At 68.1% G+C, this 17,836-nt stretch carries 13 protein-coding genes and 1 pseudogene; 8 read left to right on the plus strand and 6 right to left on the minus strand.

All coding sequences use genetic code 11. From position 1 onward, the window contains the following. Positions 1–79 precede the first annotated feature (79 nt). On the plus strand, positions 80–1,258 hold the full coding sequence (locus tag BOX37_RS23030) for a serine hydrolase domain-containing protein (protein WP_071929450.1): 1,179 nt from the start codon (positions 80–82) through the stop codon (positions 1,256–1,258). Positions 1,259–1,321: 63 nt separating this feature from the next. Continuing rightward, complete coding sequence (locus BOX37_RS23035; protein ID WP_071929451.1) at positions 1,322–2,827, plus strand: alpha/beta fold hydrolase; 1,506 nt, start codon at positions 1,322–1,324, stop codon at positions 2,825–2,827. Positions 2,828–2,870: 43 nt separating this feature from the next. On the opposite strand, the gene BOX37_RS23040 is transcribed toward BOX37_RS23035, so the two are convergent. Both BOX37_RS23040 and BOX37_RS23045 read right to left on the minus strand, forming a co-directional pair. Then, positions 2,871–3,515, minus strand: a complete 645-nt coding sequence (locus tag BOX37_RS23040) for a response regulator (RefSeq protein WP_071929452.1) — start codon at positions 3,513–3,515, stop codon at positions 2,871–2,873. Next, positions 3,503–4,762 (minus strand): sensor histidine kinase, encoded by a 1,260-nt coding sequence (locus tag BOX37_RS23045; protein WP_071929453.1) that lies wholly within the window; start codon positions 4,760–4,762, stop codon positions 3,503–3,505. The genes BOX37_RS23040 and BOX37_RS23045 overlap by 13 nt, the downstream gene beginning before the upstream one ends. A gap of 195 nt (positions 4,763–4,957) precedes the next feature. Here BOX37_RS23045 and BOX37_RS23050 point away from each other — a divergent pair, with 195 nt between their 5' ends. Further along, on the plus strand, positions 4,958–5,398 hold the full coding sequence (locus BOX37_RS23050; RefSeq protein ID WP_071929454.1) for a hypothetical protein: 441 nt from the start codon (positions 4,958–4,960) through the stop codon (positions 5,396–5,398). An 86-nt stretch (positions 5,399–5,484) separates the two neighbouring features. On the opposite strand, the gene BOX37_RS23055 is transcribed toward BOX37_RS23050, so the two are convergent. Genes BOX37_RS23055 through BOX37_RS23065 form a run of 3 tightly spaced genes read right to left on the minus strand, consistent with a single transcriptional unit; the run spans position 5,485 to position 8,884 of the window. Next, entirely contained in the window at positions 5,485–6,195 is a 711-nt protein-coding gene (locus BOX37_RS23055; protein WP_420811558.1) for a response regulator, read from the minus strand. Further along, positions 6,192–8,729 carry a sensor histidine kinase gene (locus BOX37_RS23060; protein WP_071929455.1) on the minus strand — a complete coding sequence of 846 codons (2,538 nt, stop codon included), beginning with the start codon at positions 8,727–8,729 and terminating at the stop codon, positions 6,192–6,194. The genes BOX37_RS23055 and BOX37_RS23060 overlap by 4 nt, the downstream gene beginning before the upstream one ends. Beyond that, positions 8,726–8,884 carry a hypothetical protein gene (locus tag BOX37_RS23065; RefSeq protein ID WP_156910503.1) on the minus strand — a complete coding sequence of 53 codons (159 nt, stop codon included), beginning with the start codon at positions 8,882–8,884 and terminating at the stop codon, positions 8,726–8,728. Before BOX37_RS23065 ends, BOX37_RS23060 begins: the two co-directional genes overlap by 4 nt. A 455-nt stretch (positions 8,885–9,339) precedes the next feature. Between BOX37_RS23065 and kdpA the strand changes: the two genes are divergently transcribed. The 5 genes from kdpA to BOX37_RS23100 all read left to right on the plus strand — a co-directional run bounded on the left by kdpA (position 9,340) and on the right by BOX37_RS23100 (position 17,016). After that, positions 9,340–11,010: a potassium-transporting ATPase subunit KdpA gene (gene kdpA / locus BOX37_RS23080; protein ID WP_071929459.1), complete on the plus strand. Its 1,671-nt coding sequence runs from the start codon at positions 9,340–9,342 to the stop codon at positions 11,008–11,010. Between the two features lies 1 nt (position 11,011). Further along, positions 11,012–13,147, plus strand: a complete 2,136-nt coding sequence (gene kdpB / locus BOX37_RS23085; protein ID WP_071929460.1) for a potassium-transporting ATPase subunit KdpB — start codon at positions 11,012–11,014, stop codon at positions 13,145–13,147. A gap of 1 nt (position 13,148) precedes the next feature. Beyond that, positions 13,149–14,018 (plus strand): potassium-transporting ATPase subunit C, encoded by an 870-nt coding sequence (locus BOX37_RS23090; RefSeq protein WP_071929461.1) that lies wholly within the window; start codon positions 13,149–13,151, stop codon positions 14,016–14,018. A gap of 296 nt (positions 14,019–14,314) precedes the next feature. After that, a complete protein-coding gene (nhaA, locus tag BOX37_RS23095) occupies positions 14,315–15,622 on the plus strand; it encodes a Na+/H+ antiporter NhaA (RefSeq protein WP_071929462.1) in 1,308 nt (435 codons plus the stop codon). 41 nt (positions 15,623–15,663) lie between these two features. Next, positions 15,664–17,016 carry a glycosyltransferase family 87 protein gene (locus tag BOX37_RS23100; protein ID WP_206045703.1) on the plus strand — a complete coding sequence of 451 codons (1,353 nt, stop codon included), beginning with the start codon at positions 15,664–15,666 and terminating at the stop codon, positions 17,014–17,016. A 47-nt stretch (positions 17,017–17,063) separates the two neighbouring features. Here the strand turns inward: BOX37_RS23100 and BOX37_RS35495 are convergent. After that, a pseudogene (locus BOX37_RS35495) lies at positions 17,064–17,831 on the minus strand (alpha/beta fold hydrolase); the annotation flags it as partial. Positions 17,832–17,836 lie beyond the last annotated feature (5 nt).

Consider the following 17,836-nt stretch of genomic DNA (forward strand, 5'->3'; position numbering starts at 1 on the left):
GGGAACTCCGGATTCCTAGGCTCGAATCGTCGGGGACGCACCCATGCCTTCCGACTCGAACAGGAGGAAGACACTGCTCATGAACCCATTTCGGCGCAACTCCGGCAAGGCGGCTCTCTCGGTCGTCGTGGTGGGCGCGGTACTCGCCTCGGCCGCGTGTGGTGGTGAGGCACCGGACGCGGCAACGATGACACCACCGCCCGCCGTGTCCACCGCGATGGATAGGCTGATGCGGCAAGGGTTTCCCGGTGTGCAGGTGGTGATCGACGGCCCCGCCGGACCTCGAACGTTCACCGCGGGGGTCGGTGATCTCAGCACACGCGCACCGTTCCCGGACAACGCGCGCGTCCGGATCGGCAGCAACACGAAGACCTACGTGGCGGCGGTGATCATGCAGCTGGTCGCCGAGGGCAAGGTCGAGTTGGACGCGGCGATCGAGCGCTATCTGCCCGGGGTGGTGCGCGGCAACGGCAACGACGGCAACCGGATCACGGTGCGGCACGTGTTGCAGCACACCAGCGGGGTGCCGGACTATCTCGGTCGTGGTTCCGGCGACGGCATCAGCGCCCAGAGTTCCGAACAGCTCGACCCGGACGAGGAAACGCTGCGGTGGCAGCACTTCGAGATGATCGAGCTGGTGCGCCGCGCGATGACGTTGCCGCCGCAGTTCGACCCTGGCGCGAAATCCGTGTACACGAACACCAATTACCTGCTGGCAGGCCTGCTGATCGAGCGGGTGACCGGCAATCCGGCCGCCGACGAGATCGGGCGCCGGCTCCTCGAGCCGCTCGGCCTGCGCGACACCTATGTGCCCGCTGCTCACGAGACCGGCATCCGTGGCCCGCACGCCCGTGGATACCACCGGATCGACGGCGAGTCGGTCGATTTCACCGACTTCGACCCATCCTGGGGTGCCACCGCCGGTGACATGGTCGCCACCGCGACCGACATGAACCGGTTCTTCATCGCACTTCTGTCCGGAAAACTTTTGCCCCCTGCGCAATTGGCCGAGATGCAGCGCACCGTGCCGTTCGACCGCATGCCGGGCGCCGACTACGGACTCGCCCTGATCCACCGGACCGCGCCGTGCGGCAAAGAGGTGTGGGGTCACGGCGGCAGCATTCCCGGCTTCGAGACACGCAACGGTGTGACGGCCGAAGGCACCGCGGTGACCGTCACGGTCAACCAGTTGCCCTCGACCGAGGAGGAGGCCGAGGCGGTCAACGGCGTGCTGGACGCCGCCTTGTGCGCCTCGTAATCGTCCCGTTCAGTGACCACGGCCCCGTTTCGGTTGCGGCCGACCAACTTCTGAGGAGAAACAGTGAAACGCGCGAAAGGGCTGACGGCCGCCTTGGTCGGCTTGGTGGCCTGTGCGGGTCTGATCGGCTGTGCCGGTCCCGACGCAGAGGCGAATCCGCACACCGCGGTCCCGGACCGGTTCACCGGTCAGCAACTCGATTGGAAAGCCTGCGGGGCGCCGACATTGGATGAGGTCGGGGCACAATGCGCCGACGTCACCGTGCCGGTGAATTACGCCGACCCGCAGGGGCCAACGCTCACGGTGGCGATTTCCCGGATCGCAGGGACCGCCCCACAGCGTGGCGTCATGCTGTCCAACCCTGGTGGCCCCGGTGGCGAAGGTCTGGACTTCATGGTCGCTGTCGCCGAGGCGATGACGCCGGAGGTGCGGGCTCGCTACGACCTGATCGGCATGGACCCGCGCGGGGTCGGGCGCTCGTCCGCCGTCGATTGCCGGTGGCCGGTCGGCTTCGGCCTGCATTCGGCGGGGCTCGACGCGGTGGGCTTCGCGGAATCCGTTGCGATACAGGGCGACCTGGCCGCCCGCTGCGCCGCCACCGAAGGGGCACGACTGGCCCATGTCACCACCCGAAACACCGCGCGGGACATGGACGTCATCCGCGGCATTCTCGGCGCGGAGAAGATCAGCTACTTCGGCACCTCCTACGGCACCTACCTCGGCGCGGTGTACATGCAGATGTTCCCCAGCCGCAGCGACCGGATGGTGCTCGACAGCGCGGCCGATCCGGACGAGTACGGGACGGTCGGCATGATGCGGGCCATGGGCCCGGCCAACGAGGCCGCGCTCGACCTGTGGGCGGATTGGGTCGCGGCACGCGACGGGGTTTACCACTTCGGCACCAGCCGAGCCCAGGTTCGCGGTGCCGTCCAAGATCTGATCAGGCAGGCCGCCGACAAGCCGATCCGGTTGGGTGAGTACGAGATCGACGAACACTGGCTGCCGGTGGTGCTGTTCGTCGGGCTGGACAGCCCCGACCAATACGAGATGCTCGCCGGTCAGATTCGTACCATCGCCGACGCCGCCGCGGGCAAGCCCGCCCAGCCCGACGACACGTTGGACTCCACCCTCGGTTTCGCCTTGCAGGCACGGCCGAAGGACAATTCGGCACAGATGGCGATCATGTGCGGTGACGTGGCGGCCCCACGGGATCCGGCGTTCTACCTGCGCAATATCGAGGCCGCCCGCGCCACCCAACCGGTGTTCGCGGGGTTCACCAACAACATCACCCCGTGCGCGTTCTGGACCCCGCCGGCCGAACCGGCCACGGCGGTGCGCAACGCGGTACCCGCGATGATCGTGCAATCCACCGGCGACACCAGGACCACCTACGCAGGTGCGGTCGCCCTGCACGACGACCTGAGCGCCTCTCGATTGATCACTCTCCAGGATGTGCCGATCCACTGGATCTTCGGGCGCTACCAGAACTCCTGCGTGTACTCGGCGGTGAACACCTACTTCCTCGACGGCACACTGCCCGCCGACGATCGGACCTGTCCAGCCGACTGACCGGAACCGGGTGCGGCCCTGAACCCCCAAGGGGTTCAGGGCTTCACGCGTTCAAGTAGGCGAGGACGGCCAGCACTCGACGGTGCCCGACATCGTCGGCGGAAAGCCCGAGCTTCGCGAAGATACTCCGAATGTGTTTGTGCACAGCGCCTTCACCGACCACCAGCCGCTGCGCGATGGTCGTGTTGTTGTGCCCCTCCGCCATCAGCGCGAGCACCTCGCGCTCGCGGGCGGTCAGCGCGGCCAGCGGGTCATCGGCCTTGCGCCGCACCAGCAGTTGCGCGATCACCTCGGGGTCCATGGCGGTGCCGCCCGCCGCGACCCGGCGCAGCGAATCGAGAAAGCGATCCACCTTACCGACCCGCTCCTTGAGCAGATAACCAACGCCGCCCATGCCGTCACCGAGCAGTTCCGCGGCGTAGCTGTCCTCCACCCAGGACGACAGCACCAGCACGGGCAGGCCGGGATGCAGCTTGCGCGCGCTGACGGCCGCGCGTAATCCGTCGTCGGTGAACGTCGGCGGCAGGCGCACATCGACGACGACCGCGTCCGGCCGATCCGCGGCCACCGCCGCGAGGAAGTCGTCCGCGTTGTCCACGGCGGCGACCACCTCGATGCCCGCCGTGCTCAGCAGCAGCACCAAGCCCTCCCGCAGCAGGGCATTGTCCTCGGCGATCATGACCCGCACGGCAACTCCACCCGCACTACAGTAGGTCCACCGGGTGGACTGGTCAGCACCATCCCGCCGTCGAGCGCTTCGGCCCTGCGCCGGATACCGGCCAGCCCGCCGTCGTAGGTCTCCACGGCGCCGCCGACCCCGTCATCGCGGATCTCGATCGTCAACAGCTCGGGCAGACCTGCGAGCACCAGGGAGATGCCCGTGGCGCCGGAGTGCTTGGTGGCGTTGGTGAGCGCCTCGGTGATGACGAAGTACGCCGCCGCCTCCACGGCGGCGGGGCGTCTGCCCACGTCGCGGAGATCGAGGACACAGGGGATCGGGTTGCGAGCGGCCACCGCCGAGACGGCACTGGCCAGGCCACGATCGGTGAGCACCGGGGGGTACACGGTGCGCACCACATCACGCAGCTCGGCCAGCGCGGCCGTCGCGGTGTCCTGCGCCTTGCGCACGAGATCCCGCGCGGTTTCCGGGTCCTGGTCGCGCAGCTGGTCGGCCATCCCGAGCTGCATGATCACCGCCGCGAGCCGGGCCTGCGCGCCGTCGTGCAGGTCACGCTCGATCCGGCGCAGCTCGGCGCCGTGCGCGTCGAGTGCGGCGGCCCGGGTCGCGGTGAGGGCCGCGACCCGGTCGGCCAGCAAGGCGTCTTCGGTCGGTGTCAGCAGGGCACGGGTGGCCATCGCCTGCCAGCGTGCGGCCACCGGAAGCTGCAGGGTCACCAGGGCCACCGGGAAGGCCAGGAAGAAGCTCAGGATCGCCTTTGGCCACGAGTCGACCGCGAAACCGAAACTGGCGAACTCCTCCCCCGGCGGCATCAGCTGCCAGAATCCCGGGATCGCCAGCTGAACGAGGGTGGCGAGCGGCAGCGCGAGTGCGAACACCGCGAGATAGATGCCGGTCAGCGCGTGTGCGGCCAGCCAGCCGACGTCCCGGCGGTTCGCCGGATCGGTGAACACCGTCGCGACCCGCTGCCGCAAGCCGCCGGTGAACGGCTGATAGGCCCGCACCGCCTGCTCACCGAGATACCCTGCCGCCCTGCGCCGATCGAAAGCCACCAACGGCCGGACCAGCCGAAGTGCCTCCGGCAGCGCTGGTATCCCCACGCCGATCAGGCAGAACGCGCCGACGATCAGCAGGCCGACCACCGCGACCAGCGCGAGCAGCGCGGTGACACCGCCGACCGCCAGGTACCAGACAGCGCCCGGCAGCCGCCGTGCTGTGTCTCGCGCGCAGCGCAGGGCCTCGGTCACGCTCGTCATGCTGTCAGAACAGGGCGCGACCGCGCCTGGCCGGTGCCCACCGTGCCAGTGACCAGCGGGCCGCGGGCAGGTGTGGGCGACATGGCTGGTCGCGTGCGCACCACAGACATCGGACCTACGTCGTCTCCAGGCTTGACCGAAGACTCGTAGGTGTCATGGACCGGTCATAGCGATACCCGGCGATAGCCTCGTGATATGACCGACAACGAGCAGCCCGCCGAGCGGCACCGACGGCCCGACGGCGTCGACTCCGCGACCGTGGCCGCGGTGGGCAAGCTGTCCGAGGCGTTGGAGACGACCGAACGTGCCCGTGGGCACCTCTACAGCTTTCACCAGCTCACCGGTGGCGCCGATCTCGCGCTCGGTGAAGCGGTGGACATGCTGCACGACGCCGGCCACCATCAGCTCGCCGACAAGCTCGCTACCGAGTTGGTCGGCCGCAACGTGCTGCCCGGCCGGTGGACTTTCCAGATCGTGGAGGAATACGACGAGAGCTACTATGCGCGGTTCCGGCTGATCGAGCGCGAGATCCGCGACGAGCTCGTCAACGGCCGCACCCACCTGTACGAGGCCGAGATGAAGGAAGCCCGCCGCACCCACGGCCGTCCCGGTCACGAAGCCACACCGGACAGCTAGACCCGTTGTCCTGAGGCGGAATACGGGTCACGGTTCGGAGTTCACGGCTCAGGCACGTTCGCCGGATGGTTCCGCGGCGCAGCGGCTCATTCCTGGAAGCGATAGCCCATGCCCGCCTCGGTCAGCAGGTGACGCGGATGGGCCGGGTCGTCCTCGAGTTTGCGGCGCAGCTGGGCGAGATAGATCCGCAGGTAGTGGGTCTCGGTCGCGTAGGCGGGGCCCCACACCTCGCGCAGTAGTTCCTTGCGGCCCACGAGTTTTCCGCGATGCCGCACCAGCATTTCCAGCATTCCCCACTCGGTGGGCGTGAGATGCACGGCCGCGCCGTTCTTGGTGACCTTCTTCGCCGCCAGGTCGACGGTGAACGAGTCGGTGACCACCACCGGGGTCGCCCCGTCCGCCGCGGTCGCGCCACGGCGGACCGCGGCGCGCAGCCGGGCGAGCAGTTCGTCCATGCCGAAGGGCTTGGTGACGTAGTCGTCGGCGCCCGCGTCCAGCGCTTCGACCTTGTCCGCGGAGTCGGTGCGGGCCGACAGCACGATCACCGGTGCCGAGGTCCAACCGCGCAAGCCCGCGAGCACCTCGATGCCGTCGAGATCGGGGAGGCCGAGGTCCAGGATCACCACGTCGGGTTGTTTCTCGGCGGCGATCCGTAGCGCCGCGGCACCGTCGGCGGCGGTGACCACCTGGTAGCCACGCACCGACAGGTTGATCCGCAGCGCCCGCAGGATCTGTGGTTCGTCGTCGACGACGAGCACGGTGACCGTGGGGTGCGCGGTCGTGTCCTTCTCACTCACCTGTGTGCCTCTGTCCGTTGTGCCGCCGTGTCATCGTCAGCGTCGGGGCCCGCGGGCGCGGGGAGGTCGACGAGCATCGTCAGCCCGCCGCCCGGTGTGGGCTCGGCGTGGACCGTGCCGTCCATCGCGTCGACGAAACCCCGCACCACCGACAGGCCGAGGCCGACGCCGGTGGAGTTGTCGCGGTCGCCCAGCCGTTGGAACGGCTCGAACAGCTGTTCCTCGCTGCCCGCGGGCACGCCGGGACCGAGGTCTACCACGGCGATCGACACCCGGTCACCGTCGTGTTCCGCACTGACCCGCACCGGGGTGTCGGGCCCGGAGTGTCGCAGCGCGTTGTCGATCAGGTTGGCCAGCACCCGTTCGAGCAGACCCGGATCTGCGCGTACCGACACCTCGCCGACCTCGACCCGGACCCGGTCCATCGCGGCACGGCGCGGTCCGCGCGCGCCCATCCCGACGCTGACCAGTGCCCGGTGTACCGATTCGTCCATGTACACCTGTCGCAGCTGTGGGCTGACGACTCCGACCGCGAGCCGGGAGGAGTCCAGCAGGTTGCCCACGAGCGCGGTCAGCTGATCGACGGACTCCTCGATCGCCTCGAGCAGTTCCGCGGTGTCCTCGGCGGAGAACTCCACATCGTCGCTGCGCAAGCTCGACACCGCGGCCTTGGCACCGGCGAGCGGGGTGCGCAGATCGTGGCTGACCGCCGAGAGCAGCGCTCTGCGCAGGCGGTCGGCCTCGAGCAACGCGGCGGCGGCGCTGGCCTCCTCCGTGAGACGCTGCTGGCGGACGAGTCCGGCGGCCTGGTTGGCGACGGCGTTGAGCACCGGCCGTTCCCCTGGATCGAGTGGATGCCCGGCCAACAGCAGCAGGCTGGTGGTGTCACCGGCCTCGATCACGGTCGTGGCGTCGCCGGATCGGCGCGGCGAATCGGTGCCCACCTCGGCGACGACGACATCACCACACAGCATGCTCACAGCCCGCTGACCATAGATCTCCCGCACATGCTCGAGCAGGTTCGGCAGATCGGCGCCGTGCAGGACCGCGCCGGCGAACAGCGTCAGCAACTCGGCTTCGCGAGAAGCCTTGCGGGCCTGCCGAGTGCGCTTGGCGGCGACATCGACCAAGGCGGCGACCGCGACCGCGACGATCAGCAGCACGACCACGGTGACGAAATTGTCCGGTTCGGCGATGGTGAGGCTGTGGCGCGGAGAGGCGAAGAACCAGTTCAGCATGAGCCCCGAGAGCAGCGCCGACAGCGCCGCCGGAACGACACCGCCCAGCAGCGCCACCGCCACGACGCCGACGAAGAACATCGCGCTGAGCCCACCCAGCTCGAGATAGTCGTCGAGCAACGCCCAGCAGAGCGCGCTGACCAGCGCGGGCACCACCAACGCGGCGAGCCAGGCGAGGAGCGGGGCTCTGGTGCGCAGCGGATTGCGGCGCACCCCCCGGTTGGCCTGCTCATGGGTCACCATGTGCACGTCGATCTTGCCCGAACGCTGCACGACGGTGGCGCCGATGCCCTGGTCGATCATCCGCGCCCAGCGCGAGCGGCGTGATGTGCCGAGCACCAACTGGGTCGCGTTGACCTCCCGCGCGAACTCGAGCAGCGCCGTCGGCACGTCATCGCCGGTCACCGTGTGCAGCGATGCCCCGAGTCCCGCCGCGAGCGCACGCAACCTGTTCATCCGGTCGGTCGAGACCCCGGCCAGGCCGTCCCCGCGCACGACGTGGACCACCACCAGGTCGGCGCTGGACTTCGAGGCGATCCGACCGGCCCGCCGCACGACGGTTTCCGATTCGGGCCCGCCGGTGACCGCCACCACGACCCGTTCCCGTGCCTCCCACACCTCGGTGATCTTGTGGTCGGCGCGGTACTTCGCCAGTGCCGCGTCGACCTGGTCGGCCAGCCACAGCAGCGCGAGTTCACGCAGCGCGGTGAGGTTGCCGGGACGGAAGTAGTTCCGCAGGGCGGCGTCGATCTTGTCGGCGGAGTAGACATTGCCGTGGGAGAGCCTGCGCCGCAATGCTTCTGGTGTGAGGTCGACGAGCTCGACCTGGTCGGCGCCACGGACCACCGCGTCGGGGACGGTCTCGCGCTGTTCGACGCCGGTGATCTGTCGCACCACGTCGTTGAGACTCTCGAGGTGCTGCACGTTCACCGTCGAGATGACATCGATGCCCGCGTCGAGCAGTTGCTCGACATCCTGCCAGCGCTTGTCGTGCGCGCCGCCCGGAATGTTGGTGTGCGCGAGCTCGTCGATCAGGACCACAGCGGGTCGGCGCGCCAGCACCGCCTCGACATCGAGTTCGGGCAACTCCGCGCCCCGATAGGTGGCCAGCTTCGGCGGGACCTGCTCGATACCCGCCAACAGCCCCGCGGTCTTGGCGCGTCCATGGGTCTGCACCACGCCCGCCACGACGTCACGACCGCGTTCGAGCCGCCGGTGCGCCTCGCCGAGCATGGCGTAGGTCTTGCCGACGCCCGGCGCGGCACCGAGGTAGATGCGCAGTTGACCGCGTTTCACCTGTCCATCATCGCGCGCGATCGTGCCGGACCCCGCGAACGCACCGGGGGGAGCACCTCGGCCGTCACCATCGAGGGGCGGGCGGCGTCGAACCGATTCAGCAACCGGATGGCCAACAGCAACCCGACGAAACCGACGACCACCGCAACGGTCACCACAGACACCGCGATCTCACTTTCCATCCTTGGGGACCGGCGGGCCTTCGCGCCGAGCCGGTGACCCTTTCTACCGCCGGAAAAGTCTTCTGGTCTGGATCTTTACGCATTGTTGACGGCAATTCGCTCGACCTTGACGGCATTCGCGCGCCCGATGACCGAGGGCTGTCAACAATCCGCAAAGGTACGCCCACACGGCGCAAAAGAGTCGTAAGGAGACCGCACCGAGTCGGAATTCAGCGTTTCACTCATCTCGGAGCTTCAGCTCGAAGCGCCAAGGAGGTTGGAATGTCTGTCGTGGTGTTCACGGTGCTCACCGTGGCTGTCTTCGCGTTGCTGGGCCTGATCCAGCGGGGGGTGGAGAAGCTGTGATCGCGAACCTGATCGGTCTCGTACTGGCTGGGCTCGCCGCCGTCTTCCTGGTGGCGGCGCTGTTGTTTCCCGAGAGGTTCTAGGTGAACACGACTACTGCGGGGATCGTCTTCGTCGCGGCCCTGGTCCTCGCGCTCGCACTGGTACACGTCCCGCTCGGCGACTACATGTACCGGGTCTACTCCAGCGACGAGCACTCGCGCGTCGAGCGCTTGATCTACCGTGCCATCGGCGCGAAACCCGAGGTCGAGCAGAGTTGGGGCGTCTACGCGCGCAGCGTGCTGGCGTTCTCGGCCGTCGGCATCGTGTTCCTGTTCCTGTTCCAACTGGTCCAGCAGGCGCTGCCGCTGCACCTGACCGATCCGGGGACCGAGCTGACTCCGGCGCTGGCGTGGAACACCGCGGTCAGCTTCGTCACCAACACCAACTGGCAGAACTATTCCGGTGAGTCCACCCAGGGCCATCTGGTGCAGATGGCCGGCCTCGCGGTGCAGAATTTCGTCTCCGCGGCCGTCGGCATGGCGGTGGCGATGGTCCTGGTGCGCGGCTTCGCGCGCCGCCGCACCGGCGAGCTCGGCAACTTCTGGGTCGACCTGGTGCGCGGTACCCTGCGCATCCTGCTGCCGATCGCGTTCGTGTTCGCGATCGTGCTGATCGCGGGCGGGGTTGTCCAGAACTTCCACGTGCACGATCAGGTCGCCGAGACCGTCAGCGGCGTCCAGCAGACGTTGCCCGGCGGCCTGGTCGCGAGCCAGGAGGCGATCAAGGAGCTCGGTACCAACGGTGGCGGCTTCTACAACGTCAACTCCGCGCACCCGTTCGAGAACCCGGCGACCTGGACCAACTTCATCGAGATCTTCCTGCTCATGATGATCGCGTTCTCGCTGCCACGCACCTTCGGCCGGATGGTCGGCAGTACGAAACAGGGCTACGCGATCGTGGCGGTGATGGGCACGATCGCGCTGGCGAGCATCGCACTGACCAACCTGTTCCAGCTCCAGCACCACGGTACGGTGCCGACCGCGATCGGCGCGTCCATGGAGGGCGTGGAAACCCGCTTCGGCGTGGCGAATTCGGCTACTTTCGGTGCGGCGACCACGCTCACCTCGACCGGTGCGGTGAACTCGTTCCACGACTCCTACACCAGCCTCGGTGGCATGATGTTGATGGTCAACATGCAACTGGGCGAGGTCGCGCCCGGCGGCGTCGGATCCGGTCTCTACGGCATGCTGATCCTCGCCGTGATCACCGTGTTCGTCGCGGGGCTGATGGTCGGGCGTACCCCGGAATACCTGGGCAAGAAGATCACCCCGCGCGAGATCAAGCTGGCCGCGTCCTACTTCCTGGTGAGCCCGCTGATCGTGCTCGTCGGCACCGCGACGGCCATGGCGCTGCCCGGCCAGCGAGCCGGCATGCTCAACAGTGGACCGCACGGCCTGTCGGAAGTGCTGTACGCCTTCACCTCCGCAGCCAACAACAACGGGTCCGCCTTCGCCGGTCTCACCGGTAGCACCGAGTGGTTCAACACCGCGCTCGGCCTGGCCATGGTGTTCGGCCGGTTCCTGCCGATCATCCTCGTGTTGGCACTGGCCGGTGCACTCGCCCAGCAGGGCACCACTCCCCCGTCGATCGGCACGCTCCCGACACACCGTCCGCAGTTCGTCGGCATGGTCGTCGGGGTGACGGTGATCCTGGTCGCGCTCACCTTCCTGCCCGCTCTCGCGCTCGGGCCGCTCGCCGAAGGAATCCACTGACATGTCCACTCCCACTCTCGAAGCCCCGGCCGCGCCCCGGCACGAACACCGGACCCCGGGCATCCTGGATCCGAAGCTGCTGCTCACCTCGCTTCCCGACGCGCTACGCAAGCTCGACCCGCGCACGCTGTGGAAGAACCCCGTCATGTTGATCGTCGAGATCGGCGCGATCTGGTCGACCATCCTGGCGATCGCCGACCCGAGTTTCTTCGCCTGGGCCATCGTCGTCTGGTTGTGGCTCACCGTGGTTTTCGCCAACCTGGCCGAGGCCGTCGCCGAAGGTCGTGGCAAAGCCCAGGCCGATTCCCTGCGAAAGGCCAAGACCGACACCATCGCTCGACGACTGGCCGAGTGGACCCCCGGTGGCCGCATCGTCGAGGAGCGGGTAGCGGCATCCGAACTGCGGCGCGGTGACTTCGTGGTGGTCGAGGCAGGACAGGTGATCCCCGGCGACGGTGACGTCGTCGAAGGCATCGCCTCGGTGGACGAATCGGCCATCACCGGGGAATCCGCTCCGGTGATCCGTGAGTCCGGTGGCGATCGCTCGGCGGTCACCGGCGGCACCACCGTGCTCTCGGACCGAATCGTCGTCCGGATCACCCAGGAGCCCGGGGCCAGCTTCATCGACAAGATGATCGCGCTCGTCGAAGGCGCGAGCAGGCAGAAGACTCCGAACGAGATCGCGCTCAACATCCTGCTGGCCGCGCTGACGATCATCTTCGTCTTCGCGGTGACCACCTTGCAGCCGCTGGCGATCTTCTCGAAGGCGAACAACCCCGGCGTGGCCGACACCTCGGCGCTGGACGCGCACGGCATCACCGGCATCGTGCTGGTCTCGCTGCTGGTCTGCCTCATCCCGACCACCATCGGTGCCCTGCTCTCCGCCATCGGCATCGCGGGCATGGATCGCCTGGTCCAGCGCAATGTGCTCGCCATGTCCGGGCGCGCGGTGGAGGCCGCCGGCGATGTGAACACCTTGCTACTCGACAAGACCGGCACCATCACCCTCGGAAACCGCCAGGCCGCCGCGTTCGTGCCGATGCCCGGGATCCCCGACGACGAGTTCGCCGATGCCGCGCAATTGTCGAGCCTGGCCGACGAGACACCGGAGGGCCGCTCGATCGTGGTGTTCGCCAAACAGGTGTTCAACAAGCGCGAACGCAGCGCGGGGGAACTGCCCGGCGCCACGTGGGTCGCGTTCACCGCACAGACCCGCATGTCGGGTGTCGACCTCGCCGACGGGCACCGGCTACGCAAGGGGGCGGCCGGTGCCGTCACCGAATGGGTGCGCGCCCAAGGCGGTTCGGTCCCGAGTGCGGCCGCCGTGATCGTCGACGGCATCTCCGCCTCCGGCGGCACCCCGCTGATGGTCGGTGAACTCCGCGACGGAACACCGCGTCTCCTCGGTGTCATCCACCTCAAAGACGTGGTCAAACAGGGCATGCGGGAACGCTTCGACGAGATGCGCCGCATGGGCATCCGCACGGTGATGATCACCGGCGACAATCCGTTGACCGCCAAGGCGATCGCCGAGGAAGCCGGTGTCGACGACTTCCTCGCCGAGGCCACCCCGGAGGACAAACTCGCCCTGATCAAGGCCGAGCAGGACGGCGGCCGCCTGGTCGCGATGACCGGTGACGGCACCAACGACGCCCCCGCGCTGGCCCAGGCCGACGTGGGTGTGGCCATGAACACCGGCACCTCGGCCGCCAAAGAGGCGGGCAACATGGTCGATCTGGACTCCGACCCGACCAAGTTGATCGAGATCGTGGAGATCGGCAAGCAGTTGCTGATCACCCGTGGCGCGCTGACCACGTTCTCCATCGCCAACGACATCGCCAAGTACTTCGCCATCATTCCGGCGTTGTTCGTCGGGCTGTTCCCCGGCCTGGACGCGCTGAACGTCATGCGCTTGGCCAGCCCGCAATCGGCGATCCTGTCCGCGGTCATCTTCAACGCCGTCGTCATCGTGGCGCTGATCCCGCTCGCCTTGCGCGGCGTGCGGTACCGGCCCGCCGACGCCTCGACACTGTTGAGCCGCAACCTGGCGATCTACGGGTTCGGCGGCATCATCGCCCCGTTCCTCGGCATCAAGATCATCGACCTGCTCGTCCACCTTCTCCCCGGGATGGCCTGAAATGCGTCTGTCCACCTGGCTCCGGCAACACCTGGCTGCCCTGCGCGCCCTGCTCGTGCTGACCGCGATCACCGGAGTCGTCTACCCCGTGGCGGTTTTCGCCGTCGCTCAACTGCCCGGACTCGACCGCAGGGCCGACGGCTCGCTCATCGAGCGCGACGGACAACTGGTCGGCTCCAGCCTCATCGGGCAGTCCTTCACCGACGCCGGCGGCGATGCCCTGCCGTGGTACTTCCAGAGCCGCCCGTCCGCCGCGGGTGCGGGCTACGACCCACTGGCCACCTCCGCGAGCAACCTCGGACCAGAGGACATCGTCGACACCGCCGACCGGACCAGCCTGCTCACCACCGTCTGCGCCCGGTCCAAGGAGGTCGGCGACCGTGAGGGGGTCGACGGCTCCCGGCCGTTCTGCACCGAAGCGGGAGTGGGCGCGGTGCTCTCGGTGATCGGGCCGCGCGATGCCAACGGCGATGTCTCCCGGCCCGTGCGGGTCGTCAGTGTCAACGAGGTGTGCCCCGCGACGCCGTTCCTGTCCACCTTCGGCGAGGTCACCGTCGAGTGCGCGCAGCCGGGAGCGGACTACTCGGCCGGCCGGATCATCCCGATCCTCGGCGACGGACCCGCCGAACCCCTGGTGCCCCCGGACGCGGTCACGGCCAGTGGCAGCGGGCTGGACCCGCACATCTCCCCCGAGTACGCGGCCATCCAGGTCGACCGGGTGGCCCAAGCCCGGGGTGTGACCGTCGAGCAGGTACGCGACCTGCTCGACACGCACACCGAGGGACGCACGCTCGGTTTCCTCGGCGCGCCGAGGGTGAACGTGCTCGAACTCAACCTCGATCTGGACGAACGGTACCCCTTCCCCGGCTGACCCACCGGGCGTCGGCACGACAGTCCGAACAGCGCGAACATCGGCGTGTCCCGGTCCGATTGAACGGACCGGCACACGCCCGTTCGCGTACACCGATCTCGTCGATTCACCCATCCTCGACGAGGAACAGACACGCGGTCGGGCCACGGTCGGTGGGCCGTCGGTTTGCCATGGGCACGACATTTACGGCATCTTTACGGGTAGGTGCGCCGGGAAGTCTGGTCGGCAACCCGTCCCGCGAACGTCGGGCCGGGCCGATCGACGATAGGTCCACCCGTGCTACTTCGTGATGCCCTATGAAGCCCGAACCCATGCCGCGTCAACGCCTATTGACACGTGGCAGCTGGTCGGAAGCCCGCCGCATCACCACGGTGCTCCGACGCGAAACCGTCGGTGGAATCCTGCTGATCATCGCGGCGGCCGTTGCCCTCATCTGGGCTAATTCTCCCTGGTCAGCCAGCTATGAGGCACTGCGCGAATTCCACATCGGACCCAGCGCGCTGCACCTGAACCTGTCACTGAGCGAGTGGGCCGCCGATGGGCTGCTGGCGATCTTCTTCTTCGTCGTCGGTCTCGAGCTGAAACGCGAGTTCGTCGCGGGAGATCTGCGAGACCCCCGGCGGGCGGCCCTCCCGGTCGTCGCCGCGGTCGGCGGGATGGTGGTCCCCGCGCTCATCTATGTCGCGATCAACAGCTCGGGCGGTGGACTCAACGGCTGGGCGATCCCGACCGCCACCGATATCGCCTTCGCGCTGGCGGTCCTCGCCGTGCTCAACACCCACTTGCCGACGGCGCTGCGCACCTTCCTGCTCACCCTCGCCGTGGTCGACGATCTGTTGGCCGTGACGGTGATCGCCGTCTTCTACACCAGCTCTCTCGACTTCCGCTTCCTCGCGCTGGCTGTGGTGCCCCTCGTCTTGTTCGCGGTGGCTGTGCAGCGCCGGATCACCACGCCGTGGCTGCTGATCCCCCTGGCACTGGTGACCTGGTGGCTGGTCCACTGGTCCGGTGTCCACGCCACCGTCGCCGGTGTGCTGCTCGGGTTCACCGTGCCCGTTCTGGCCGGACGAGGCGAGAGCGACTCCGACTCCGGTCTCGCCCATCGCCTCGAACATCTCATCCGGCCGTTGTCGGCGGGCTTCGCCGTCCCGGTGTTCGCGTTCTTCGCGGCCGGCGTCACGATCGGCGGGCTCAGTGGGCTCACGAACTCGCTCGGCGAGCGCGTGACGCTCGGCATCATGGCGGGACTGGTCGTGGGCAAATTGGTCGGTATCACCGCGACGACATACCTGACCGCGAAACTGACCCGTGCCGAGCTCGATGCCGAACTGTCCTGGATCGATGTGGCCGGAGTCTCACTACTGGGTGGAATCGGCTTCACCGTCTCGCTGCTCGTCGGCGAGCTCGCCTTCGCCGGCGATCCCTTCCACGGCGACAACGTGCGCATCGGCGTGCTGTTCGGCACACTCGTCGCGGCGGCGCTGGCCGCGGTCGTGTTGCACACGCGCAATCGGGCCTACCGTGCCGTGGCCGAGGCCGAATCCCGGGACGACGACGGGGACGGCATCCCCGACGTCTATCAGCGGCCGAACCCGCCCGCCTGAACTGGCCGGCTCGAATCGAGCATTCACCGAGAAGGCACAGTATGACCCGCACTGTCTCCACGATCCGTCGCCTGTTCGGGGCAGGCGAACTGACAGCGGCGCAGGTGGTCCGGCTCGTCATGTGGCCGCTGGCCGTGATCACCGCGCTCGACATGGTGTTCGACAAGGCGTTCCGGGGAAGCGTCACCGATGATTTCAAACCGGTCTACGCCGCTGTCCGCGCGTTCCTGGACCAGCAGCCGGTGTACACCGCCGAGTTGTCGTCGGTCGATCCGCACTACCTGTACCCACCCGGTGGGACACTGCTCCTCGCCCCACTGGGCCTCCTCGGCGAATCGGCAGGACGGACGGTATTCCTGCTGCTCAACGCCGCCGCGGCGGTACTCGCTGTCTACCTGCTGCTACGGATGTTCGGTTACACCCAGCGGTCGGTCCTGGCACCGATCTGCTACTTCGCGCTCTTCGCGTCCGAAGCGCTGATCAACACCCTCACCTTCGGCAACATCAATGGGCTGATCTTCCTCGCCGAGGTCGTGTTCCTCGCCTTGGTCCTGGCCCGCCGCGACATCCCGGCGGGCCTGGTTCTCGGCCTCACCATCGCCATCAAACCGATTCTCGCGCCGCTGCTGCTCATCCCCGCCGTCCGCAAACAGTGGTCGACGATCGTCGTCGCCGGTGTGGTTCCGGTCGCGGCCACCGCGATCGCCTGGCCGTTCTCGGTCGACCCGGCCACCTATTTCGTGCACAACCTGCCGTACAGCTTGAGTGTGCGCGACTACTTCAATTCCTCGATCTCCGGCTTCGGCGCCTATTACGACATCGCGCCGACAGCGATTCTGATGGTCCGCGTGCTCGTCGCGGCGATGGTCGCCGTCAGCCTGTGGTTGCTGTACCGGTATTGCCGCCACGACGAGTTGTTCTTCGTGGTCACGATGACCGGCGTGCTACTGACCGGCGAATTCGCGCTGAGTTCACTGGGACAGCAGTACTACTCGCTGTTCCTGTTCCCGTTCCTGCTCGCCGTTGTGCAGAAGCGATCCGTACTCAGGAATTGGCCTGCCTGGCTCGCGATCTTCGGCTTCGCCACCTACGACAAATGGTTGCTGTTCCGGTGGCCCGCCTTCGGTCGCGACCTGGAGTACTCGCGGGCGCCCTTCGGCTGGACGCTGCTGCTGATCGTCGTGTTCTGCGTACTCGGCGACCGCTACCTGGCGGCTCGTCGGGAGAATCGCCTCGCGCTCGGTATCGATCCGCTGCACCTGGCACCGGATTTTCCCACACCCGACCGCAGGCCGATCACGGCGTCAGCGGAGAAGACCCTCGCCACGCACGCCGAGGCCAGCCCGCGCGAAACTCGCAGCACGGAGTCCACCAGCGCGCCGACCTCGGCGTAGTCGTCCGCGAGCAGCAGGTGCCCCACGCCTTGCAACACCCGCGCCTCCTCGGCGAACCGGTCTCGCACCACGGGGCCGAGTCGACGTGGTGGCAGGAACACATCGTGGTCACCGACCGCCACCACACAGCGGCTACCGCGTCGCCTGCCCAGCAGATCCGCCGACAGTGGCGGCGGTGCGAGGCTGCTGCGGCAGTCGGCGGCCACCATCGTCATCCATTCGACCAGGTAGCCGGGGGCCTGGATGCCGGGCGTGAGCAGGTGACCGAGCAAGCGTTCGGTGCGACTCGGACTGGGCCGCGTCATCCAGGGAATCGTGGCCGCCAGCACCCGAGGCGGCACCGAGAGCCTGATCAGCCCGGCGGGTGCGAGCAGCACCCGGGCGGTGATTCTGGGGGACGGACAGGCCAGCGCGATCGCACCGCCGAGTGAATGGCCGACGAGCACGACCGGGCCGGGATCGACGTGGTCGAGCACGTCGGTGAGCCAGCGCGCGTACCAGTCCATCCGGTCGCGCCGTGGCCGCCGATCGGCGCTCATCCCGGGCTGGCCGGGCAGGTCGGCGACGACGGTGTGCCACCGGCGGGCGAGTGCGTCGAGCAGATCGAGTGAGACCGCCGCGCACATGTTCGTCCCCGGCACCACCACGACGGTCGGCGCGGCGGCGCGGCGGGCACCGACGGTGACCACGCTCGTCGGGCCCGCGCCGGTGGACACGCTGATCAGTTCATGCGGCGTGCGCCATGCGTCGAGCCGGGCGCCACACCACGCGCGCACCCGGGTCCGCGCGTCGTCGCTTCGGTAGACGGGCTGCATGTCGG

The sequence above is a fragment of the Nocardia mangyaensis genome, assembly GCF_001886715.1.
In the GTDB taxonomy this organism is placed as follows: domain Bacteria; phylum Actinomycetota; class Actinomycetes; order Mycobacteriales; family Mycobacteriaceae; genus Nocardia; species Nocardia mangyaensis.